This window comes from Arthrobacter sp. AK01 (assembly GCF_021109375.1).
Classification (GTDB): Bacteria; Actinomycetota; Actinomycetes; order Actinomycetales; family Micrococcaceae; genus Arthrobacter.
Genome location: NZ_JAJOHP010000013.1, coordinates 1 through 22219 on the forward strand (window position 1 = coordinate 1; position 22219 = coordinate 22219).

The 22219-nt window shown below is 63.8% G+C and carries 21 protein-coding genes; 3 read left to right on the top strand and 18 right to left on the bottom strand.

The window, feature by feature from the left end:
- The 11 genes from LN996_RS06225 to LN996_RS06275 form a co-directional block, all read right to left on the bottom strand.
- Positions 1-417: aldehyde dehydrogenase family protein (locus LN996_RS06225; protein ID WP_231339565.1), on the bottom strand; the 417-nt coding region annotated here is incomplete at its 3' end.
- A gap of 30 nt (positions 418-447) precedes the next feature.
- A complete protein-coding gene (gene iolD, locus LN996_RS06230; RefSeq protein ID WP_231339566.1) occupies positions 448-2394 on the bottom strand; it encodes a 3D-(3,5/4)-trihydroxycyclohexane-1,2-dione acylhydrolase (decyclizing) in 1947 nt (648 codons plus the stop codon).
- 6 nt (positions 2395-2400) lie between these two features.
- On the bottom strand, positions 2401-3375 hold the full coding sequence (locus tag LN996_RS06235; protein ID WP_231339567.1) for a deoxyribose-phosphate aldolase: 975 nt from the start codon (positions 3373-3375) through the stop codon (positions 2401-2403).
- Positions 3372-4391: a 5-dehydro-2-deoxygluconokinase gene (iolC, locus tag LN996_RS06240; protein WP_231339568.1), complete on the bottom strand. Its 1020-nt coding sequence runs from the start codon at positions 4389-4391 to the stop codon at positions 3372-3374. Before iolC ends, LN996_RS06235 begins: the two co-directional genes overlap by 4 nt.
- Before the next feature lie 160 nt (positions 4392-4551).
- Positions 4552-4956, bottom strand: coding sequence for a tautomerase family protein (locus LN996_RS06245; RefSeq protein ID WP_231339569.1), 405 nt, complete (start codon positions 4954-4956; stop codon positions 4552-4554).
- Between the two features lie 213 nt (positions 4957-5169).
- Positions 5170-6072, bottom strand: coding sequence for a succinate--CoA ligase subunit alpha (gene sucD / locus LN996_RS06250; protein ID WP_231339570.1), 903 nt, complete (start codon positions 6070-6072; stop codon positions 5170-5172).
- A gap of 12 nt (positions 6073-6084) precedes the next feature.
- The gene (gene sucC / locus LN996_RS06255) at positions 6085-7254 is read right to left on the bottom strand and encodes an ADP-forming succinate--CoA ligase subunit beta (RefSeq protein WP_089593935.1); all 1170 of its coding nucleotides are present in this window, start codon (positions 7252-7254) and stop codon (positions 6085-6087) included.
- Between the two features lie 276 nt (positions 7255-7530).
- Positions 7531-8220 (bottom strand): hypothetical protein, encoded by a 690-nt coding sequence (locus LN996_RS06260; protein ID WP_231339571.1) that lies wholly within the window; start codon positions 8218-8220, stop codon positions 7531-7533.
- A gap of 22 nt (positions 8221-8242) precedes the next feature.
- Positions 8243-8554 (bottom strand): hypothetical protein, encoded by a 312-nt coding sequence (locus LN996_RS06265; protein WP_231339572.1) that lies wholly within the window; start codon positions 8552-8554, stop codon positions 8243-8245.
- A gap of 135 nt (positions 8555-8689) precedes the next feature.
- Positions 8690-11233 carry a DNA helicase PcrA gene (pcrA, locus tag LN996_RS06270; protein ID WP_231339573.1) on the bottom strand — a complete coding sequence of 848 codons (2544 nt, stop codon included), beginning with the start codon at positions 11231-11233 and terminating at the stop codon, positions 8690-8692.
- A 78-nt stretch (positions 11234-11311) separates the two neighbouring features.
- Positions 11312-11965 carry a response regulator transcription factor gene (locus LN996_RS06275; protein WP_231339574.1) on the bottom strand — a complete coding sequence of 218 codons (654 nt, stop codon included), beginning with the start codon at positions 11963-11965 and terminating at the stop codon, positions 11312-11314.
- Positions 11966-12054: 89 nt separating this feature from the next.
- Between LN996_RS06275 and LN996_RS06280 the strand changes: the two genes are divergently transcribed.
- From LN996_RS06280 to LN996_RS06290, 3 genes are read left to right on the top strand one after another with little or no spacing between them, the layout of a single operon-like run.
- Positions 12055-13281, top strand: coding sequence for a sensor histidine kinase (locus tag LN996_RS06280; protein ID WP_231339575.1), 1227 nt, complete (start codon positions 12055-12057; stop codon positions 13279-13281).
- Positions 13278-14423 (top strand): hypothetical protein, encoded by a 1146-nt coding sequence (locus LN996_RS06285; protein ID WP_231339576.1) that lies wholly within the window; start codon positions 13278-13280, stop codon positions 14421-14423. Before LN996_RS06280 ends, LN996_RS06285 begins: the two co-directional genes overlap by 4 nt.
- On the top strand, positions 14417-15058 hold the full coding sequence (locus LN996_RS06290; RefSeq protein WP_231339577.1) for a hypothetical protein: 642 nt from the start codon (positions 14417-14419) through the stop codon (positions 15056-15058). Before LN996_RS06285 ends, LN996_RS06290 begins: the two co-directional genes overlap by 7 nt.
- Here LN996_RS06290 and LN996_RS06295 read toward each other — a convergent pair.
- From LN996_RS06295 to LN996_RS06325, 7 genes are all read right to left on the bottom strand, one after another.
- Positions 15032-16720: a hypothetical protein gene (locus LN996_RS06295; protein WP_231339578.1), complete on the bottom strand. Its 1689-nt coding sequence runs from the start codon at positions 16718-16720 to the stop codon at positions 15032-15034. The genes LN996_RS06290 and LN996_RS06295 overlap by 27 nt on opposite strands.
- The gene (locus LN996_RS06300; protein WP_231339579.1) at positions 16713-17594 is read right to left on the bottom strand and encodes a septum formation family protein; all 882 of its coding nucleotides are present in this window, start codon (positions 17592-17594) and stop codon (positions 16713-16715) included. The genes LN996_RS06295 and LN996_RS06300 overlap by 8 nt, the downstream gene beginning before the upstream one ends.
- Positions 17584-18174 (bottom strand): exosortase S, encoded by a 591-nt coding sequence (xrtS, locus tag LN996_RS06305; protein ID WP_231339580.1) that lies wholly within the window; start codon positions 18172-18174, stop codon positions 17584-17586. Before xrtS ends, LN996_RS06300 begins: the two co-directional genes overlap by 11 nt.
- Positions 18175-18179: 5 nt before the next feature.
- A complete protein-coding gene (locus LN996_RS06310; protein ID WP_231339581.1) occupies positions 18180-19541 on the bottom strand; it encodes a glycosyltransferase family 2 protein in 1362 nt (453 codons plus the stop codon).
- Positions 19542-19690: 149 nt separating this feature from the next.
- Positions 19691-19873 (bottom strand): hypothetical protein, encoded by a 183-nt coding sequence (locus LN996_RS06315; protein WP_231339582.1) that lies wholly within the window; start codon positions 19871-19873, stop codon positions 19691-19693.
- A 42-nt stretch (positions 19874-19915) separates the two neighbouring features.
- On the bottom strand, positions 19916-21205 hold the full coding sequence (locus tag LN996_RS06320; RefSeq protein WP_231339583.1) for a choice-of-anchor G family protein: 1290 nt from the start codon (positions 21203-21205) through the stop codon (positions 19916-19918).
- Positions 21206-21347: 142 nt separating this feature from the next.
- Positions 21348-22193 carry an inositol monophosphatase family protein gene (locus tag LN996_RS06325; protein ID WP_231339584.1) on the bottom strand — a complete coding sequence of 282 codons (846 nt, stop codon included), beginning with the start codon at positions 22191-22193 and terminating at the stop codon, positions 21348-21350.
- Positions 22194-22219 lie beyond the last annotated feature (26 nt).

Genomic DNA, 22219 nt, shown 5'->3' on the forward strand with positions numbered 1-22219 from the left:
GACGTCAATGCCGGTGGAGACCTGGTCGGAGTAGTCGCCCTTGAGCAGCTGCGGGATGCCACAGGCGAACTCGATGACCTCCAGGCCACGGCCGATCTCACCCTTCGCGTCCGAAAGGACCTTGCCGTGCTCGGCGGTGATCAGCTCGGCGAGTTCGTCCACGTGCGCTGCGACGAGTTCACGGAACTTGAACAACACCGCGGTGCGCTTGGCCAGGGAAATATCGCCCCAGGAATCAGCTGCTGCGCGGGCCGCCGCGACAGTTGCGTTCAGGTCTGCCTCGTTGGCCAGGCGCAGCTCTGCCGAAACCCGCCCCGTCGCCGGGTTGTACACCGGTTGCGTACGGTCCCCCTCGCCCGTGGTCTCAGTGCCGTTAATGAAGTGGTGAATGGTGGCCAGTGTGGTCGTCGTCGTCATTGTGCGGACTTCCTTTTAGTCTTTGGGATTTCAGCCGAGCAGCTTGCGCTGGCGGTTCTTGTGGTCGGTGTACGTCTTGTAGGCCTGCTGGGTGGATTCGAGGTCTGAAACCTGCGAGACGGGAACGTCCCACCAGGACTCCGAGCTCGGGGCGTCCAACAGAGGATCGGACTCGACGTGAATGACAATCGGCCCACTCTCCGGGGCTGCCTTGGCTTCCTTGATGGCAGCGCCGAGTGCCTCGATGACGTTCTCCCCCGGTTCGATCCGGATGACCTTGGCGCCCAGGGATTCTGCATTGGTGGCGAGGTCGATGGGCAGGTTCTCACCGGCGTCGAAGCTGTGCTGTTCCTTGTCCAGGACGCGGTACTGCGTGCCGAAGCGCTGCGAGCCAAGGGACTCGGACAGCGAACCGATGGAGGCGTATCCGTGGTTCTGGATCAGGACCACGATCAGTTTGATGCGTTCGGCGACGGCGGTGACCAGTTCGGTGTGCATCATCAGGTAGGAGCCGTCTCCCACCATGACCACCACATCCCTGTCCGGGCCACCGGCGGCGGCTTCGGCCAGAGCGGCACGCTTGACGCCCAGGCCGCCGGGGATTTCGTAGCCCATGCAGGAGTACGCGTACTCCACGTGGTAGCCGAACGGGTCACGGACGCGCCACATCTTATGCAGGTCACCAGGCAGTGAACCTGCAGCGCAGATGACAACGTCGTGGTCATCCATGGCCTTGTTGGTGGCCCCGATGATTTCGTTCTGGGCCGGAAGCGGCGTGTAGCGGGTCTCGAAGGCCTCGTCCACAATTCCGTTCCAGCGCTTCTTCTCCGCTGCGACCTTCTGTTCCAAATCGCCGCCGACCCGGTAACCGCCCAAAGCCTGGTTCAATTTCACCAGTGCCTTGCGGGCATCAGCAACAATCGGCAGCGTGGAGCCGTGCTTGTATGCATCAATCGCGGCGACGTTGATGTTCACGAACTTCACGTCCGGGTTCTGGAACGCCGTCCGGGATGCGGTGGTGAAGTCCTCGTAGCGCGTGCCGATCCCGATGATGAGATCCGCTTCGGCAGCAATGGCGTTAGCCGCCGTCGTGCCGGTTGAACCAATGGCACCGAGGGAGAACTTATGGTCCCACGGCAGGACGCCGACGCCTGCCTGGGTGTTGCCCACCGGAATGCCGGTCACTTCAGCAAACTTCGCGAGTTCGTCGTTGGCATACGCGTAAAGGACGCCGCCGCCGGCGATGATCAGCGGGCGCTTGGCGGCGCGGATGGCCGCGACTGCGCGGCGAATGTCGTCATCCTCGGCCTCAGGACGGCGGATCCGCCATTCACGCTCGGCCAGGAACTCTTCCGGGACGTCGAAGGCCTCAGCCTGGACATCCTGCGGCAGCGAAATGGTCACCGCGCCGGTCTCGGCAGGGTCCGTCAGGACACGCAGTCCGTGGTGGAACGCGGAGAACAACTGCTCCGGACGGGAGACCCTGTCGAAGAACTTGGACAACGGACGGAAAGCATCATTGACCGTGATGTCGTAGGCGTAGGGCAACTCCAACTGCTGGAGCACAGGATCTGCGGCGCGGGTGGCGAACGTGTCACTGGGCAGCAGCAGCACCGGCAGGCGGTTGGTGGTGGCCAGGGCGGCACCGGTCAGCAAGTTGGAGGACCCCGGGCCGATAGAGGTGCTGATCGCGAACGTCTGGCGGCGACGCGTGTGCCGCGCGTAACCAACAGCCTGATGTACCTGCGCCTGCTCATTCCGGCCTTGGTAGTACGGCATGATCGACGGGTCCGCGGCTTGGTACTGCTTCAGGGCCTGCCCCACGCCGGCAACGTTGCCGTGCCCGAAAATACCAAACGTCCCCGGAATCAGGCGCTCACGGTAGTCGACGCCGTTGATCGCATCGACGGTGTACTGCTTGGATAGAAACTCGACCACGGCCTGCGCCACAGTCATCCGACGGGTTGCTGTTCCCATGGGTCTTTACTCCGATACTTTCACGGGGATGCGGTCTGACGCTGAGTGCTCTGAAACGCCCTGTTCAACGATTGCCGGCGCGGACGCCGTGTTGTTCAGCAGCGAGGCGGCCGTAGCAACGGCACCTGCCACGTCGTCGTCGTGCGGGTAAAGCAGCGTCCGCCCAACCGTGAGGCCGCGAACGCCCGGAAGCGCAAGAGCTGCCTGCCAGCTGGCGAATACTTCATCCTGGGTGCCGCTGGGGTCGCCGCCCAAGAGCACGGTAGGCAAAGTAGTGGAGGCCATAACGCGTTCCATCTCGTCCACTACCGGCAGTTTCATCCACGTGTAGGCGCTGGTGGAGCCAAGGCCCTCGGCGATACCGACGGATTTGATGACGGCGTCCGCACGGAGGTCGTTGCGGACCTTGCCGTGGGAATCGCGAACGGAGAGGAACGGCTCCACCATAGCGATGAGCTTGCGGGCAGCAAGCGAATCGATCGCCTTGGCAGTCGCTTCGAGCGTGGCCACCGTGTCCGGGTCACCAAGGCAGATGCGGGTGAGCATCTTGCCGCCATCGGCGCCAAGGGCCTCCAACGCAGCCGCCGTGTGTCCGGTGAACCGGTCGTCGAATTCGTTGACCAGACCGGCCAGCCCTCCGCGGTTCATGGAACCGAAGACAAGTTTTCCTTCCAGGGCGCCCAGGAGCAGGAGGTCGTCCATGATGTCCGGCGAAGCCAGGATGCCGTCCACTGCCGGGTTGGCCAAGGCGATCTGCAGGCGGTCCAGGAGGTCGCGGCGATCAGCCATGGCCATCGGCTGCGTACCCACGGAGAGGGCGCCGCGGGCAGGGTGGTCGGCAGCGACGATGAAATTCTGGACGCCGTGCTTCAGGCCGGGATGTTTGCGGCGGGTGGCCGCAGCGCGGGCAACAGCCTCGGGGTCCTCAAGCCTGATCCGGCTCAAGTGCTCGTAACGGCGGGGATCATCGTTGAGGCTCAACGCACTGCTCCTTCTGGAATGGTGGCGGAGGCTGCAAGTGTGGCACCGGGGATGGGCCGACCGCGTTCCGCGAGCAGCGAGGTGACCTCCTCCGGCGTCGGCATCGCGTCCGCGCACGACAGGCGGGAGGCTACGATCGCTCCGGAAGCGTTGGCGTAATCCAGGACCTCTGACAGAGGCCAGCCGGACAGCAGGCCGTGGCAGAACGCGCCACCGAAGGAGTCACCGGCGCCCAGGCCGTTGACGGTTTCCACCGGAACCGGTGCGGAGACGACGCGTTCGGTGCGGGTCTTGGCCATGACACCTTCGGGCCCGAGTTTCACGACGGCGATTTCGACGCCGGCGGCCAGCAGGCGATCCGCTTGTTCGTCGGGAGTTCCCTCGCCAACCGCTACGGCGCATTCCTTGTCGTTGCCGATGGCGACAGTCACGTGCGGGAGGACTTTGGCGACCTCGGCGCGGGCTTCCTCTTCCGAGGCCCAGAACATCGGGCGGTAGTCCAGGTCCAGGATGGTGAACTGGCCATCCTTCAAGCCCGTGCGCGGACGGGCCTCGTGCGCCGCGATGTGAGCGCTTCGGCTCGGCTCCTGGCAGAGGCCGGTGACGGTGGACCAGAAGATCCCGGTGTTCCTGATGGCTTCCAGGTCCAGTTCCTCTGCCTTGATCTGCAGGTCCGGGGCTGTCGGGAAGCGGCCATAAAAGTAGAGTGGGAAGTCTTCCGGTGGCTTGATGGCGCAGAAGGTCACAGCCGTGGGGTACTCCTTGACCGGGGAGACGAAGGTGTCGTCCACGTTGAACTTGTGGAGCTCCCGGTGGAGGTAGTTGCCGAAGGCGTCGTCGCCGGTGCGGGTTATGACTCCGGTGCGGCGGCCGTGGCGTGCCGCAGCAACGGCCACATTGGAGGGTGAGCCTCCGAGGTATTTGCCGAAGGACGTAACATCCTCCAGGTCAACTCCGATGTCATTCGGGTAGATATCAACGCTGATGCGCCCGATCGTGAGTAGTTCGTGGGTCACGGTGATCGTTGACCTTTCTCTTGTGAACTCTGAACCTTGAGCGCTGGGCCCCAATGCCTTGCCACCCCTGAGTGAGCGAGGCCACATGACTACTTTGCCTCAGATTTCATGTCCTGTCAAAGGTTTGTACTGACATATTTACAACATGACACCCGGAGGGTTACTTGCGCGGAACGGCCAATTCTCCCGTGACATACTGGCTCCGCCCGAAGCCGAAAGACCAGTCCCCGGGCGAGTTCTCCACATAGCCCACAAAGACGTCCTCTCCGACGATGCCAAGCTCGGCCAGGCCGCTCGCGATCGCTTCGAAAAGCGAGCTCTTGGCCATTTGGCTGCGGCCGCCTTGGGTAAAGATCTGGATCATCACAACGCCGGACGTGCGCTCAAAACCCAGCCCTGCATCCTGCGCCACAATCTGGCCCTGCGGATGCTCCGTGAGGATATGGAAGTAGTCCCGCTCGGGAATCCCATACTCGGCGAGGATTGCATCGTGGATTGCGCGGCTCAGCCCCGCCAGCTCTTCCGGCGAACGGCCCTGGTTGACGTCGATTCGAACAAGTGGCATGCTCAGCCCCCTCTGTAGTTTGTCCTTACATACTAACAAACTATTGCTACAGGAGTGCAACAAAAGGCCCCTCCGGATCTCCCGGGTGGGCCTTGGACTTTTCATGGAGGTACGCGTCAGCTACGTCCGCTTAAAGTACGACGACGGCCCGGTACCTTCCGTGGGGAAGGCGCCGGGCCGTCGTCGTACTTCTTGTGCCTTGCGGCCGAAAACCTAGAGCGTTGCGAAAACTTCGCGCAGCAGCTTCGCGGTCTCGGACGGCGTCTTGCCGACCTTCACGCCAGCGGCTTCGAGGGCTTCCTTCTTGGCCTGGGCCGTGCCCGCGGAGCCGGAAACGATGGCGCCTGCGTGGCCCATGGTCTTGCCCTCGGGAGCGGTGAAGCCGGCAACATAGCCGACAACCGGCTTGGTGACGTTGGCCTTGATGAAGTCGGCTGCGCGCTCTTCAGCGTCGCCACCGATTTCGCCGATCATGACGATCGCCTTGGTCTCGGGGTCAGCTTCGAACGCAGCCAGGGCGTCGATGTGCGTGGTGCCGATGACGGGGTCGCCACCGATGCCGATCGCGGTGGAGAAGCCGAGGTCGCGGACTTCGTACATCATCTGGTAGGTCAAGGTACCGGACTTCGACACCAGGCCGATGGGGCCCTTGCCCGTGATGTTCGCCGGGGTGATACCAACCAGTGCTTCGCCCGGGGTGATGATGCCTGGGCAGTTCGGCCCGATGATGCGGGTGACCTGCTTGCCGTCAGCGTCCACCTTGGACTGGGCGAGTGCCCAGAATTCGGCGGAGTCCTGGACCGGAACGCCTTCGGTGATGACGACTACGAGGCCGATGCCGGCTTCGATGGCTTCAACAACGGCGTCCTTGGTGAATGCCGGCGGGACGAAGACGATGGAGACGTCTGCGCCGGTTTCAGCGATGGCTTCCTTGACGGTGCCGAAGACGTTGATTTCCTTGTCGCCGTGCAGGACCGTGGTGCCGGCCTTGCGGGCGTTGACGCCACCAACAATGTTGGTGCCGGCCTTGAGCATCAGGGCGGTGTGCTTGGTGCCCTCGCCGCCGGTGATGCCCTGAACGATGACCTTGGAGTCTTTGTTGAGGTAGATAGACATTGTCGCGTCCCTTTACTTAGCTGCGTTGGCGAGCTCGGCGGCCTTGTCGGCGCCCTCGTCCATGGTGGCGGCCAGGGTAACCAGCGGGTGGTTGGCCTCGGTCAGGATGCGGCGGCCTTCCTCAACGTTGTTGCCGTCGAGGCGAACGACCAGCGGCTTGTTCGCGGAGGAACCAAGCTCAGCAAGTGCGCCCACGATGCCCTTTGCCACAGCGTCACACGCGGTGATGCCACCGAAAACGTTCACGAAGACGCTCTTGACCTGGGAGTCGCCCAGGATAACGTCCAGGCCGTTGGCCATGACCTCGGCGGAAGCTCCACCGCCGATGTCCAGGAAGTTGGCGGGCTTGACGTTGCCGTGGTTCTCGCCGGCGTAAGCGACGACGTCGAGGGTGGACATCACAAGACCGGCGCCGTTGCCGATGATGCCTACTTCGCCGTCCAGCTTGACGTAGTTGAGGTCCTGCGCCTTGGCCTTGGCCTCCAGCGGGTCAGCTGCATCCTTGTCTTCCAGCGTGGCGTGGTGCACGTGGCGGAAGTCAGCGTTCTCGTCCAGGGAAACCTTGCCATCGAGGGCAACGATCTCGCCTGCGCCGGTGCGAACCAGCGGGTTGACCTCAACAAGGGTGGCGTCTTCCTTCTTGAAGACATCCCAGAGCTTCAGAATGACGTCGGCCACTTTGCCGCGCAGTTCTTCAGCGAAACCTGCAGCTGCGACGATCTCGTCAGCCTTTGCCTGGTCGATTCCCACAGCGGGGTCGATGGCGATCTTGGCCAGGGCCTCGGGACGCTCGACAGCAAGCTGCTCGATCTCCATGCCGCCCTCAACCGAGCACATGGCCAGGTAGTTGCGGTTGGCGCGGTCCAGGAGGACCGAGAAGTAGAACTCTTCGGCGATGTCCGCGCCCTGGGCGATCATCACCTTGTTGACGGTGTGGCCCTTGATGTCCATGCCCAGGATGTTGGTGGAGTGCTCAAGCGCCTCTTCGGCGGTCTTGGCAACCTTGACGCCGCCAGCCTTGCCGCGGCCACCAACCTTAACCTGTGCCTTGACGACAGTTACGCCGCCGATCTTCTCGGCAGCTGCCTTTGCTTCTTCAGGAGTGTGCGCCACGATGCCGGCGAGCACGGGTACACCGTGCGCTTCGAACATATCGCGCGCCTGATATTCAAACAGGTCCACGGTTTAGTGTCCTTCTACGTCGAAGTAGTTTTCTGTTCAGCCGGGAACCGCGATGACCGCGATAGCCAGCTGCGGAAAGTACGCGGTAAACAACCAGGATTGAAGCCGGTCACATTGCGTAAGGTCCTCTCGGAACTTTAGCCCTTTGAGGAGTCCCGCCAGCTACACACTACCTGTTAAGTGAGTAACCTTACACTTCTATCGGCTGTAGAAAAACCGCAGAATGACGCGGTTTTTGGACCTTTCAACGGCTGCCCGTCGTCTGTCCGCCGGTGATCAGGACGCTTGTTTCAGCGTCCCGCTGACCGTTTTGCCGCCGTCGGAAATCAACTGGTAGCCCTCGGACGTCACGAAGAAAGCGACGCCACCGGAGACGTTTCCGCAGGCAACACCGCCGTTGTACGCCGAACACCGCAGGCCGTTGCGCTCGATGTTCTGCCCATCCGCCAACTCCCGCAGCTTGGAGATCGGACCGTTTCGGCTGCCTTTGGGCCCGAACTCCGACTCCATTTGTGTTACGCCGGAACGACACGAGCCATAGACAGCCGCGTCCGGGGACAGCAGCACTGTCCCGCCGAGGTAGCCGAGGCCCGTTCCGGCGCAGTCGTCGGCAATGTCAGCCAGCTCCGGTTTGGCATACTTGGCCAGTTCGCAGTGCGCCACCGGGATGACCGCAAACTTGTTGTTGGCGGCGTCCGAGTATGAATTGGCCTCGTAGGGCAGGTTGAGGTGGCCACCCCGTGAGGATGTCATGGCGCACACAATGTTCCGGTCCGCCGTGACGAAAGCGGTGACATCTTCACCGGCAGACAGGGTGCTCTGCTCCGTGACGGGAACCTGTTCCAGTTGCTCCAGCGGCGCCAAAGGAGCCGGAGGAACATAGTCCGGATCCTCGGTGGCGAAGGAGCAGCCCGTGGCCAACACCAAGAGCACGGCAGCAAGAATCCCCAGAACAGTCCGTCGCATGCCACCAATTATGCCGGTAACCTCACGCCGGACTGCCTCGGCGGCGCCGGAGGCTGTTGAAGACCATCAGCGCGGCGCCCGCGGCCAGCAGGCCCGCGGCAGCCCACAGAATGGTGTGCAGCCTTTCGGACTCCAGGCCGGTCGCCGCAAGTTCAGCGCTGGTAAGTTCAGTGCCCGACGCCGGGACCACTGCTCCTGCCGGAGTCACCGCCGCCGGAGGTGCTGGAACTGCCGAAGCAGGCGGCGGGTTCTCCGCGGGTGGCCGGGCGGCCAGGACCGTCACCGTTGTCCAGAAAATGCGCTGCTTCAGCTGATCAGAGTCGCGGACCCACACAGCAATGCTGAAACTGCCAACACGGGTTGCGGCGGTGGGGCAGCAAACAGACGTCGGCCCCAGTGCAACGCCCGGTCAGTCTAGGCCGGGAAGTGGGTCAGGACAACAGGTACGGAGGCCAGCTGCCGGCGAAGATCAAGCATCAAGCTTGGTCAGCGGTGCGTAACGCAACAGCAGGCGCTTCTCCCCGACGTCGAACTTCACCTTGGCCACTGTCTTGTCCCCCGCGCCTTCAACGCCCAGGACCACGCCGTTACCGAAGCTCGTGTGGTTGACCTTGTCCCCCACCACCACGGAAATGACTTCCTTCTGGGGCTGCACCCTGTTGCGTGCGACGGCGGCAGGAACGTCGGCGTCGAACCCCGCAGTGGGGCTGGCGGCAGCACCGCGCGAGGTGCCCGCTCCCCAGAACGAACCGCCATAGCGGTTGGAACCGATGGGGGCGCTGCCCCAACCGCCTGCTTGGCGGCTCATGCCTTCGCGCTTCCACTCCACCAGTTCGGAAGGTATTTCTTCGAGGAACTGGCTGGCGGGGTTGTACTGGCTTTGGCCCCACATGCTGCGGACTTCGGATCGCGTGACGTAGAGCCGCTTGCGGGCGCGGGTGAGGCCCACGTAGGCGAGCCTGCGTTCTTCCGCGAGTTCCTTGGGATCGGTGGCCGAGCGTTGGTGCGGGAAGATCCCGTGCTCCATGCCGGTCAGGAAGACCACCGGGAACTCAAGGCCCTTGGCGGTGTGCAGGGTCATGAGCGTGACCACACCCATGCGCTTGGCCTCGGCTACCGCGGCGTCGATGTCAGCGCCGGGTGCATCCGGAATCTGGTCGGCGTCCGCCACCAGGGAAACCTGCTCCAGGAACTCCCCCAGGGAACCTTCCGGGTTGTCGCGTTCGTACTCGCGGACTACGGCCACCAGTTCGGCGAGGTTTTCCACTCGGGACTCGTCCTGCGGATCCGTGCTGGCGCGCAGCCCGGCAAGGTAGCCGGTTTGCTCCAGGACGGCCTCCAGGGCCGCAGCGGCACCGGAACCGGACGCTACCTCGGAGAGGTCATCCATCAGCTTCACGAAGCCCAGGACCAGGTTGACGGAGCGGCTGGCCATTCCGGGCGCTTGATCCGCACGGCGGGCGGCGGCCATGAAGGAGGACCGCTCACGTTCAGCCAGGGCAGCAACGGCGCCTTCGGCCCGATCACCGATCCCGCGCTTTGGTTCGTTGAGGATACGGCGCAGGTTGACGTCGTCGTCAGGGTTCACCAGGACGCGCAGGTAGGCGAGGGCGTCCTTGATTTCCTTGCGCTCATAGAAGCGGGTTCCACCAACAACTTTGTAGGGCAAGCCGACCCGGACCAGCACGTCTTCGATGGAGCGCGACTGGGCATTGGTGCGGTAGAAGATGGCGACGTCGCCCGGACGCAGGCTTTCCTCGTCCTGCAGCCGGTCTATTTCCTTGGCGATGAACTGCGCTTCGTCGTGCTCGTTCTCACCGACGTAGCCAACGATCTTTTCGCCATCACCTTCAGCGGTCCACAGGCGCTTTTCCTGGCGGTTCGGGTTGCGTGAGATCACCGAGTTGGCGGCGCTGAGAATGTTCTGCGTGGAGCGGTAGTTCTGTTCGAGCTTGATGGTGCGGGCATTGGGGTAGTCGGCCTCGAATTCGACGATGTTGCGGATGTCCGCACCCCGGAAGGCATAAATGGACTGGTCCGAGTCGCCCACCACGGTGAGTTCGCTGGGTTGGACGCTGGTATCGGTCCCCAGGCCCACGATTTCCCTGACCAAGGCGTACTGGGCGTGGTTGGTGTCCTGGTATTCGTCCACCAGGACATGGCGGAAACGGCGCCGATAGGACTCGGCGAGCGCCGGGAAAGCCCGGAACATGTAGACGGTCTCGGCGATGAGGTCATCGAAATCCATGGCATTGGCTTGGCGAAGGCGCTGCGTGTAGCCCTTGAAGACCTCGGCCACGGCGGTTTCGAAGGGGTCGTTGTAATTCGCGGAGGACGCATAGGAGTCGGCGTCGACGAGTTCGTTCTTGAGGGCAGAGATCTTGTGCTGGATGGCCTTGGGTGCGAACTTCTTTGGATCAAGGTCCAGGTTCTTGGCCACAAGGGTGATCAGGCGCAGTGAGTCCGCGGAGTCGTAGATGGAGAAATTCGAGTTCAGCCCGACAGTGGTGGCTTCCCTGCGCAGGATGCGGACACAGGAGGAGTGGAACGTGGAGATCCACATGCTCTTGGCGCGGCCGCCCACCAGGGCTTCGATGCGTTCCCGCATTTCCGCCGCCGCCTTGTTGGTGAAGGTGATGGCCAGGATTTCCCCGTGGTGGGCACGCTTGGTGGCGATGAGGTAGGCGATCCTGTTACTGAGGACGCGGGTCTTGCCTGACCCGGCACCTGCCACGATCAACAAAGGGCTGCCGGCGTGTTTGACTGCCTCTTCCTGCTGCGGGTTCAGACCTTGGAGGAGTGCCTCAGCAGATGGCAGACCGGAGCCGCTTTGGTTGCCCCATCCACCTGAAGCTGGTCCTTGAGGAGCGTCCGATGACCCGCTGTTTCCCGGCTGGAGGCGGGCGCCGGCCGCACCGCCGCCTGAGTGGGAAAGCTCCGGGGCAGCCTTGACTGCGGCTTTGGTGCCTGCTTTGAAGGGTCCGTCTGCGTAGGGGTCAAACAACATATCCATGGTGCCTACCAGTCTAGGCGGTGGCTCCGACACTATAAGGCGGGCACTCCACGGCGGCCGGATCGAAGGCCGTGGAGGTCACTGTTTTGGGTCCTCCAGCAGCCAGCCGTCCGAGACCAACCGCTCCCTGAGTGCCAGCCGGGTCAACGGTTCGGGACCGTCCTGGAATTTTCGCCGCACCGCCGCCAGGTGCTTCTTCACCCCATCGATGGAAATTCCGAGGACATGCGCGGTCTCTGCAAGGGTGCCGGCAACGCCGCCCAGATACACGGAAACCACTTGATGCTCCCGCGCCGATAGTTGAGGCCCGGCCTGCTCGGCTTGCAGGGCAGCTGCGACTTCCTCCGTAATATATGAGATTCCCTGTGCCGCCTGGCGGAGCGCGGTTTCCACCACGCCGGCGGGCGCCGTCTTGGGGATGTAGGCCAGTGCTCCTGCAGCGATGGCCTGGCGCATCACGGCGGGGTCCACCACTGAACTGCAGACCACCACCTGTGGTCCGGTGGAGACGATTGCCTGGATTTTGGCGCGAAGCGGCACTTGGTCGCCGAGCAGTACGTCCAGGACCACGACGTCGGACAACCCCCGCAGGTTCGCGGCCGCTTCGGCCCACGAGCCGTACCGGCCCACCACCCGAATCCCGGGGGCATTGGCCTGGAGCCATTGAGCCAACCCTTCGAGAAGGACGGCGTGGTCTTCCACGATGTCGACTTCAATGGCGGGTCGGGACACCGGGTATCGCAACAACGCGCCCCTCCCCCCCATATGATTTGGAAATGTCGTCACCATTTTAGGTGACACGGGTTTCGGGGGAGACATTCATGGGGGCATGGATTAACCGGCCGGCAACAGAGCGGCCGGTGCAGTATGGTTCGGACGTGCTGGTCCGCAGCGGTGCCGTGGTCAGCTTCGTCTTTATCGCGGCTTCGTGGCTGTACTTGGCGCCAATCATGGGCGGGCCGGGATGGCACCGTGTGGTTGCCGCCGTGCTGATGGTCCTGGTTTTTGCTTGCCTTACCGCGATGTGGTGGACCGACGCCTGGCCGCTCAGGCTGGTGATCGTCCTGGCAATGATCACCCTTTCCGAACTCCTCGCCGGTGTCACCTACCGCCAGGATTCAGACTCATTACTCCTGGCGCACAGCCTGGTCCTCGCGGCAAGTTCACCCCTGGTCCTGTCCCTGCGTGATTCATGGAAATCCGCGGTCTTTACGGGAATTCTGGCAGTTCTGGTCTTGGGACACACCCTCATGTCGTCCATGGTTCATAACCTGGGGCCTACCACCATGCTGATGGTCACGGGGGCCTGGTACGTCATGTTCGTGGTGGGCCATTCAGCACCCAAAGCCCTTGCGGCCTATTGGCGCGATCAAGCCGTCAGGGCGGAATCGGCCGCTGCCCAGGCTGTAGCCTGCGCCAAAATCGACGCCACCGCAGCCGAGGCCAGGGTCCTGCATGACACCGTCCTGCGCTCACTGACGCTCCTGGCCAGGGGCGGTGCAGGAGCGGCCCCGGACGAGTTGCGGGAAATGCTCACCACTGGAACACCCGACGCCGGTGGGCTGGATCCGCGGACCTCGGCCGCCGAAGCCCACCTACGGGATGCGATGAGGCACCTGGACGGTCCTGTCGGCGCCCAAGGTGCGGTGGCCGGCGTCGAACCCTGCAACGAACTTGCCCTGCTGCTGACGGACCGCGCCCGCCACCACAGCCGTGATGGATTCGCCGTGGACGTCTTCGGCGAAGGGGGAACATTGCCGGTGCCGCTTCAGTTGGCGATTGCCGATGCCGCCGAGGAATGCATGGTCAATGCCGCCCGCCATGCCGGAACCGACCGTGTTGACGTGCTGGTATCGCGCTCCGGTTCACTGGTGTCGGTGTTGATCAGCGACTCCGGGGTAGGGTTCGACCCCGATGCCATCCCCGCGGAACGCTTCGGGGTGAAGAATTCCGTGGTGAACCGCATGGGCGGGGTCGGTGGCCGGGCCCAGGTCATGTCAGCCCCCGGCCGTGGGACCACCATTGTCCTCGAAGCGGACGCGCCATGAGCCTGGCGCACCTGAACACAGCTTCCAAGGACGGCCCGCTGTTCGTTTCCCGGACCGTCGTAGTGATCACCAGCGTGACCATTTGGATCATTTCCTGCATCCTGAACGCCGCCTCCCTCGATGGAAGCAGCCTTGACCGTTTGAAGCTTGGCGCATTGGCGTTCGACCTTTTGGGGCTTGCCGTGGCCAGCATGGCTTCGGCCCCGAAGACACCTCGCCGCCATTTGCCCTACGTGCGCCTCATCTGGCTGGCGTCGTCCATTGCTTCCGGAACCATGACCGCCCAATTCGTCACGCTCACATCGGGTTACCTGTCCCTGGCGTTGAACGTTCTCCTCGGGACTGCGTTGGTCTTCCTTGTCGCCATGCGCTGGGACCTGCTGGGCTTCCTGGTCCTTGTAGCCGCCAACTCGGTCCTGAGCGGCGCCTATTACGCCACCACCCCGCGGTTCGGTTCCGGGGAAGGGCTGCTCATCTTCTTCATCACCCTCCTCCCCGGCCTCCTGGGCGGGCTGTCTGTCTTTATCCTCCACAGCCACCTGCACGGCGCCATGGAGCGGAGGACCCTGGAGGCCCTGAACACACTGACCGAACAATCCGTGTCGCGCGATTCCGGGAGGGTCGAGGGCCTGGCCGAAACGCACCAACAGATCCAGTCGTTGTTCGCCAAGGTTGCCGAGGGGCGTGAACTCCCCCTCGACCCCCACTTCTCGGAACAGGCCCAGGAGTTGGCAAAGCAGCTACGCAACCAGTTGGTGCTTTCGCAATCCACCACGTGGCTCACTGAGTCCTTGGCGTTGGCCGACCTGGAATCCACCGTCATGGTCGTGGCGCAATCGGACCTGGTGGACCGGATGCCGCAGGCTTCACGGTCAGCTGTGTTGGCGGCAACCATGCTCCTGGCCACAGCGGCAGGAGAGCCCGACAACCGGTTGATTGACCGGCCCCGAAGGATCCACATCTTTGTGGAACCGGATATGGACTCCACGTTGCTCATTACATGGCGGGTGACCCAGCTGAACCCCAACCGATGCACTCCGGCATTGTGGAGCGAGCTCGAGTTGTTGGGTTCCCCCCGCGTCCACACAGATCCAGGAGGTGCCAGCATCATGGTCCGTACCAAGGCGCAGAAACCATGGTGACCCGTATGGTGGTTGTCGATCATCACCAGCTGATGATCGACACCTTGGATGCATGGTTGCGTTGCAACGCTCCGGACTTGGTGGTTGCCTCCGGGCTGAACGCCATTCCACCCCGCCTGGACAAGCCCGATTTTGGTGGGGACTCCATTTCAGTTGCCGTCCTGGGGACCTTGGACCACCAAGCAGAACTGATTCCTGCGGTCCACTGGCTTATCGACTCCGGCCTCCGGGTGGTGGTCCTGGCCACCGCCATGGACGGGTGGGAGGCAGGGGCAGCCCGCGCAGCCGGCGCCCTCGGGTACGTGCCGAAGTCCGCGGGTCCCACACACACCGAGACGGCCATCCGGGCTGCGGCTGACGGGCAGCCGTACGTGCACCCCGACGCGGCCGCCATCATGGTCGATACCGCACCGGTTCGGGTCAAGTTATCCCTGCGCGAACAGCGGCTGGCGGAGCTCTACCTCGGAAGCGAAGCTTTGTCCGTGCGCGGCGTTGCGGACGCCATGGGCATCAGTGAACAAACCGTCAAGGCCCACCTGCACAGGATCAGGCAGCGCTATGCCGCTGCCGGAATCAAGCTCGGCAACGTGATCAGCCTGCGCAAGCAGCTAAACGCTGACGGCTGGGTCACGTAGCTTCTCAGGGCGTACCTCCGGCGTCGCTTGGTCAGGCACCGCGGGTTCCGGTTGCTGAAGCACAGGCTTTTGCGGTTGGGACGCCAGGATGCTGATCAACGCCACCAGCAATGGCACGCACAGCGCAGCATGGAACCCGGAAAGGATCAGTTGGCGATACATCTCGGGCTGTCCCGATCCCAGCATGACCACCCAGAACTGCAACCATCCGCCCACCACGACAATTACCGCAAGGCGACCCACTGCTGCCTTCTTACGGAAGGCAACGGCAAAGCCCAGCAATAGAGTCAGCAACTGCATGGCCACCAAGGCCACAGGCACGGCTTTCATGGCGGTGAAAAGGCCCAGGATCACTGGGAAGCGGCGGTCCTTGTCGAAAGGTTCATGCCCCTGCCCCTCCATGTAGGAACCAATGTAGCCAAGTTCGGGTGCCAGCATGGCCGTGATCCCCCGTTCGCCAATACCGATCAGCCGTTCAGGGTGCGTCAGGTAGAACCCAACGAGCTTCGCCGGCCCGGCCTGCTCCTGGAACTCGTGGAACCTGGGGTTCAACGCAGCTGAACGCGGCGACGCAACTGTGGTTCCGCTGGCCGCGAGGAAACCCGGGTCCAGGCCCAGCCACTTGAGGTCATCTTCAGGAACCGGACTGTGCGGCAGGATTTCGGCGAAGACAGCGTTGTAGAGGTTCACGTCACTGGTGCGCTTGGGCTGAACGGCAAGGAATGCCACCGCGAAAGCTACGATTGCCAGAATCGCCGCGAACGGAACCATGCGCTGCCGCCACCAGTTTGCCGTCGGTGCCCTGCGGCCGGAACGTTGCGAACGAACATACGGCAGCCACAACAACGCCAACGCGAGCACAGGCAGCCACGAAACCATCTCCGGCTTGGCCGCGACCGTGAAAGTACCGGCCGCGGCAACCCACAGGATGGCCAACCAGCGGTTTCCACGGCCGTTCCAGTAGTTCAGCAACGCCACCAGCAATGCCAGCGTCCCCAGGAAAGCTGCAGCTTCGGGGTAGGGGGAAATGAAGAAATCAGCAAAGACACCGTCAGCCATCACTGCACCGACCAGTGCGGCCACCAGGAGCCGGAAACTGGTGCGTCCCGGCAGCACAGCAACCAGCGCGGCAATCAGCGAGCCGAAGACGAGGCAGCAGACAATCCCCACGGCCCGCATATCCAGGCCGGGACCCCAACCAAACAACGGGGTGAACACCTTGCCCAACCACAGGAAGGCCAGTTGGGACGAGTACACGGCTTCACCCGAGCCAACAGCCCCGCACGCCTCCCCGACGAAGTGGTGCGGGGACCAGCTTGGGTAAATGAACCTCGTGAAGTCGGCGTAGTCCCAGGGCCGGACATTGCTGACGCCAAGGGAGCAGACCAGCGCGTGGCCGTCTCCCTGGTCCGCCATGCCTACAGGCCCTGGAACGAAGAGCCTCACCATCATGGCGACGGCGGACACCACGCCGGCAAGGACAGCCGGGACGGGGACTCCTCCAAGCGCCAGCTCTCCGGGTCCGAAGAACCTGGCGAGAAATCCCGCTGCCCTGCGAACCGGGCCGGACGTGGGGCCCTTGCCGGACCGCACCGGCATCGGAGCGAACTCTCCCGCTTCGGGTGTGGATGGTTTCGGTTCTCCAGGCTTGGTCTCAACCATTGGCCGCTCCCCCATTCAGTGTGCCGGCCAGGGGCGCAAGCGTTCCTGTCCAGGGCTCCGGGCTGGCTTGCAGCGGTGCCACGCCGCAACGGACAGCCCTTGCACCGCCGTCGATCCTGACAATTGGCCGGACTTCCACGTCCGCCGGCAGGACGTCCACTTTCAGGAAGTCAAGAACGAACGGCAGGCAGCGTTCCTGCTGCGCGGCGAGGCCGACCAACGAGGCGTCCTGGCCGAACCAAGCACTGACGTCCTCGGTGGTGTGGGGCTCGGAACAGGTGGTATCCGAGCCTTCGGAGCTGAGCACGCCGTCCTTGATTTCCTGGGCATAGCAAAGGCGGATCTGCGCCGAATCCGGCCCCGCGAGCGCGTCTTTGAGGTCCATGGTGGTTTCCCGCGGAGCCTGGTCGGGCGATGTCAGCAGGACGTCGCAGCGTACAGTCCGGCTCCCGGCAGCCCACTCGGACCGGCTCGGATAGAAACCGGTGACGGCCATGCCCGCCGTAGCGTCGCGGTCGTTGCCGGCAAGGTACTTGCGCAGCTCGGCTGCCGGGCAAAGACGAGTGGTGAGGTTCTGCAATTGCTCGTGGAGCGGGCGCTCGGCCCGGCCGGCCAACGGTTCGGGGACACTGGAAACCAGGAATGTCTGAGTGGTGTGCGGCTCGGAACACGCAACGGCGGGACGCGAGTCACTGCTTGCACCGTATTCCTCCGGGGTGGTGATCACGTGGCACTGGCCCGCTGTGCTTTCCGAAGAAGCGCCGGTTACCTGGCCGTCAGTGGCCGATTCGGCATCTCCGGGCGCGCAGCCGGCCAACGCCATGGCGGCCGTGAGCGCAACAGCCGCGAAGACCAGTGGCAGCCTACGACGCACGCCGGCCCCTGCGAGCCGGAGCGGCACGGCCTTTACGGACGACGGCGGCCCGCACCAGGACGATGATGGCGGCCACGAAGCCGAGAATCACCACGAAGGAGCCGAAGAAGTGGTGCATGAGGTCGAAGCCTTGCTGTCCCCAGCTCTGCTGTGCCGCCGCGATCATGAAGTATCGGATGGCGTTGCTGACAGAGACGATGACCAGGGCAGTGATGGCAGCGGGCATGAGCCGCGCAACCGGGATGCGGCCCATGAGGAACAGGATTCCGGCGAGTGCGGCGATGGGTGTCAGGAGGACTGCGCTGGAGCAAAGGCCAGTGACCATGAGTGCGTAGGGCTGGCCGCCACCGACGTTGTGGAAGATGATGTCGTCCACACTGTAGGACGCCCCGCCGAGGATTCCGTCGAAGACGGTAGCCATGAGCCAGGCTTCCGCTGCCCGGATGCTTTCCTGTTGGAGCATCGCCACTACGGCCGCAGCGATGAAGACCAGCCCGATCACGCCCCCGCCGCGGCCCTTCCGAACGGGTATGGCGCGCGGTCCACGGGGGACGGAGACGTTGCTGATGTCGGCGCTCATTGCCACTAGGCTTCCTTCGCTAGGAGTTTGACGTCGGACTCGTGGTTACGGCGGGTTTTTGCCCAGCCCTGCCGGCCCGTGATGAGGCGGTACGTTGCCCGCAGCACCGTCACGTAGTTTTGGTACATATAGAGCCAATAGCCAAGGCCCCACACCACGCCCATCATGAAGTTCTTTTCCGGCGTCACCTGCCGCCGGTACACCAGTCCCCACAGGGCGAAGGGCAGCACGCCGGTGGCGAAGATCAACGGAATGATGAACCAGGCCGCGGAAATCCAGGCTGCGAAGCTGCCCATGGTCAGTGCGCCCTGGGCCACCATGGTGACGAACAGCGTCGGCCACAGGACCAGGCCAACAATCTGGATGAACGGCTGGATCAGGAAGTAGCTGGATTCGATCGCGCCAACATTGCTGAAGTACGGCGACTCGAAGATCCGCTTCAAATAGGTGCTGCATTGCATGCCGCCGTGACACCAGCGTGTTCTTTGGGTCAGGAGGCGGCGGAGGTCCGGAAGTGCCTCTTGCGCCACGTGGGTGTCGTGCATATACACGGTCTTGTAGCCGCCCAGCATGATGTGGATGGCGAGTTCATAGTCTTCAAGGAGCGCGCCGTGCCACGGTTGTCCCGACGTCCTGGCGATGGCGTCCAGGGCGGACAGCCGGGTGAACTGGCCGTTTCCGCCCAGCCCCACGGTCAGGGTGTGGCGCCGGAGGGACTGCATTGCTGCGATGGTCGTGCGGAATTCCATGTCCTGCATCAGGACCAGGTAGCGGCCGAAGGCCTTCTTGATGCGGTCGAGCCCCTGGCCACCCTTGAGTTCGGGGTCCTCCAGGTTGGACATAAACACGGCGGTTTGCGCGGCGCCGACCTCTGCGTCGCCGAACGCGAGGGGACCGGCCGCCTGCCGGAAGGCGTTGTCGGCAAGGTGACCATCGGCGTCGACCACCAGGACAATCACCGAGGAACGGTCGACGTCGGCGGGCAGCCATCCGTCCAGGGTCCGGTAGGCGGCGTTGAGGGCGTCCCCCTTGCCGGTGCGGGCCAGTGGCCGCCGGCGTCGGACCAGGTGGATCATGCTGTCGCGGTCCGAAGCCGCTTCAACAATGGCCGCCGTGGCATCGTCGCTGTCGTCATCGACTACCCAGACATGGGCTTCGGGAAACTTCGCACGGAGCAGCTCCAGCGTTTTCCCAATGACCACCTCCTCGTCACGGCATGGAATGAACACATGCCAGGAGAAAGAGCCGGGATCGCCCTCGGGATCGGGTTTGCGCCGCAGGAACGGCACCAGGATCACGAGGATATATGACAGAAAAACCACCAGGAGCACAAAAGCCAGCGCCTGCGCGGATTCGAGTACCGACATTTACTTCCCATGCTTGGGGCGTGGCCGGGGAGGCCTGTTCGAAAAAGAGTAAGGGTGGCGGGGGGGGGGGGGGGGGGGGGGGGGGGTGTTTAAAAAATTTGGGGGGGGGGGGCGGGCGCGGGGCGCCCCCCCCCCCCCCCCCGGTGGTGCTACGGGTTAGGGCCCGCATCCCGCTTCGCAGCCTTGAGCCTGCTGTTACGCAGGACCACGAAGCCGGTGATCAGCAAGGCAACACCCACCAGGATGACCCACCCAAGGGTGGGGGCTCCGGTGACAGCGAGGGCGGTACCGCCGGCTGCTGTGCCGCCTGCAGTCCAGTTATGGCCGTACATAAGGAGTTCTCCTTTCGCTGATGCTTGATGCGCTCAAGGCGATCAGGCAGCAGCTACCGCAGACCGGCGGCGCGAGCGAACGAACAGCCAGGTGAGCAGTGCCAGGAGGGCCACGCCACCGCTGATGGCCATGGTGTCGGCGTTGACCAGCGGGATCGCCGCTGCGTCAAGGTTGGGACCAACAGTTGCGTTGGCGAGGTTGACGGTGGCAATGGCGCCCCCGGCAATACCGACCTGCAGGGCGCGCTGGGTGAAGGCGCCCGACGGTGCGGTTTCCTGGACGTTGACCTTGGCCGAAACCAAAGCAGTCAGGGCTGAACCAAGCGGGGTGACGATGGTGGTTGCCACGCCTGCGACAACACCGTTAAGTGCCGCGGTCAGGACTGCCAGGGCAGGTCCGGCGGTGAGCTGGGCGATCGGGCCAAGGCCATTCACGGCAGCAGTGGCAGTTGCCAGGGTGCTGCTGACCAGGGTGGTCAGCTTGGTGGCGACGGCCTGGGGCAGGAAGGAAACCAAATCCGTTCCAGGCGCCAGGGAATTCAGGTCCGCAACGCCTGCCGCGGCCAGGAGGTCAGCTTCGGTGATGGCGATGGTGCCGCCGGCCACCGGGTTGGCAACCGTCACGCCGAGCGGGGTCAGGACGAGGTTGGCTGTGTTGATCGCGGTGCTGACGGTGCCTGCAACGCCTCCCACCACTGTGCCGCCGACCTCAGCCGAAACACCGGCAAGGGCGTAGGCGCCCTGGGGTGCTGCGCCCTGGTCCTTCTTGGCTGCTGCCGCGAGGGTGGTGATGTCGAGCTGGAGGTTGACCAGGTCGGTGCCACCAAGGATGTCTGCGGTGCCGGCCGAGATACGGGCTGCCGGAATGGCCGGGTCGCCCGAGGTCGGAAGGCCGCCGGGCAGGGTTACCAGACCCGGAGCGCCGGAGACAGTGCCCGAGAATGCTTCGGAGGAACCGTCGTTGACGGCCTTGCCGTACTGGCTGACCGCACCAACCTGGATGATGCCGTTGTCCTGAAGGAGCGGGATGTTGCCCGCACCGACGTTGACTACGCCGAAGACCGCGCTGAGATCCAGCGGGGTGGTGTTTTCGATGATGGCCGGGCCGGACGGCGGCGTGCCGATCTGCTCGGCCTTGGCTGCGCCGTTGGCTGCGAGGCCGGCGAAGTTCGGGATGGCCAGGACTGAGCCATCAATGATCTGTCCACTGCCGACCGAAATGACGTCAGTGGGTGCTGCGTTGGCTGCCGGTGCGGCCACGAGGCCGATGGCCAGAACCGAGACGGCGGTAACGCCGACGGCGGTGGGCCACAGCTTGCTCTTGCTGTTCAAGTACTTCCCCCTTGCGAACGCTGCAGGACAAGGCTTGCCTGCAGCTGAGACCGTGGGGGCAAACGCCCCCCGGTGCAAAATAACAAGGGCAAACAGTGGAGCTTCGCAGGGGTACCCGAAGGGGTTAACCCGGTTTCAGCACCTAGGCAAATTGGGGAACAGAGGTGAGCGCCGCGCTCAACTCGCGCACCGCCGTCGGGCCTCCAGCGACGAACCAGTTAAGTCCGTTGACCTTCACGACGGCGGTGTCCCCGCCTGCGGCACGGACAATCGCCTTACCGGGGAGCCAGTCCCATTCGGGGCAGCTGTGCTGGAACCAGCAGCCGAGTTCGCCGTCGGCAACCCGGCCAAGGTCGCAGGAGCCGGACCCGAACATACGAAGGGACGCGGCAGTGATCGCGGCAGCGTGCCACGGCATGGCTGTGCGGGGGTCCGCCAGCCACGTGGGGTGGATGTAGGTAGCTGCGCTGATTTCACTGACGGAGCGGTCGCCGGAGCCGGAGATCGGTTCTCCGTTCAGCGTCGCGGGGTGTTCCCCGCCGCCAAGCCAAAGCTTGTCTAATTCGGGCTGGTAGATGGCGCCAAGCAGCACGTCCGGATCAACAACCGCGGTGCCCCCGTGGTCTGAATCGTCCCGTTTGAGGGCAATGGCCGAGCACCAGTACGTGGAGCCGTGCAGGAAGTTGTAGGTGCCGTCCACGGGGTCGATCACCCAGGTCCGGCCGCTTGTTCCGGCCACCGACGCACCTTCTTCCCCGAGGATGCCATCCTCGGGGCGGCAGCGCCGCAACTGTTCCAGGACGTATGCCTCTGCAGCGTGATCGGCCGCCGTGACGACGTCGGACACCGAGGTCTTGCGTTCGCCCTGCAAGCCGCCCATCCGCATGAGCAGCGCCAGTTGGCCTGCCTCGCGGACAAGCGCGCTTGCCAGTTGGTAGTCGTCGAGTGAAGGATCGAGTTCAGTTGCGGTGTGCCTGCCGGTGGTCATGGTTCCAGCTTATGTGGCGGGATAAT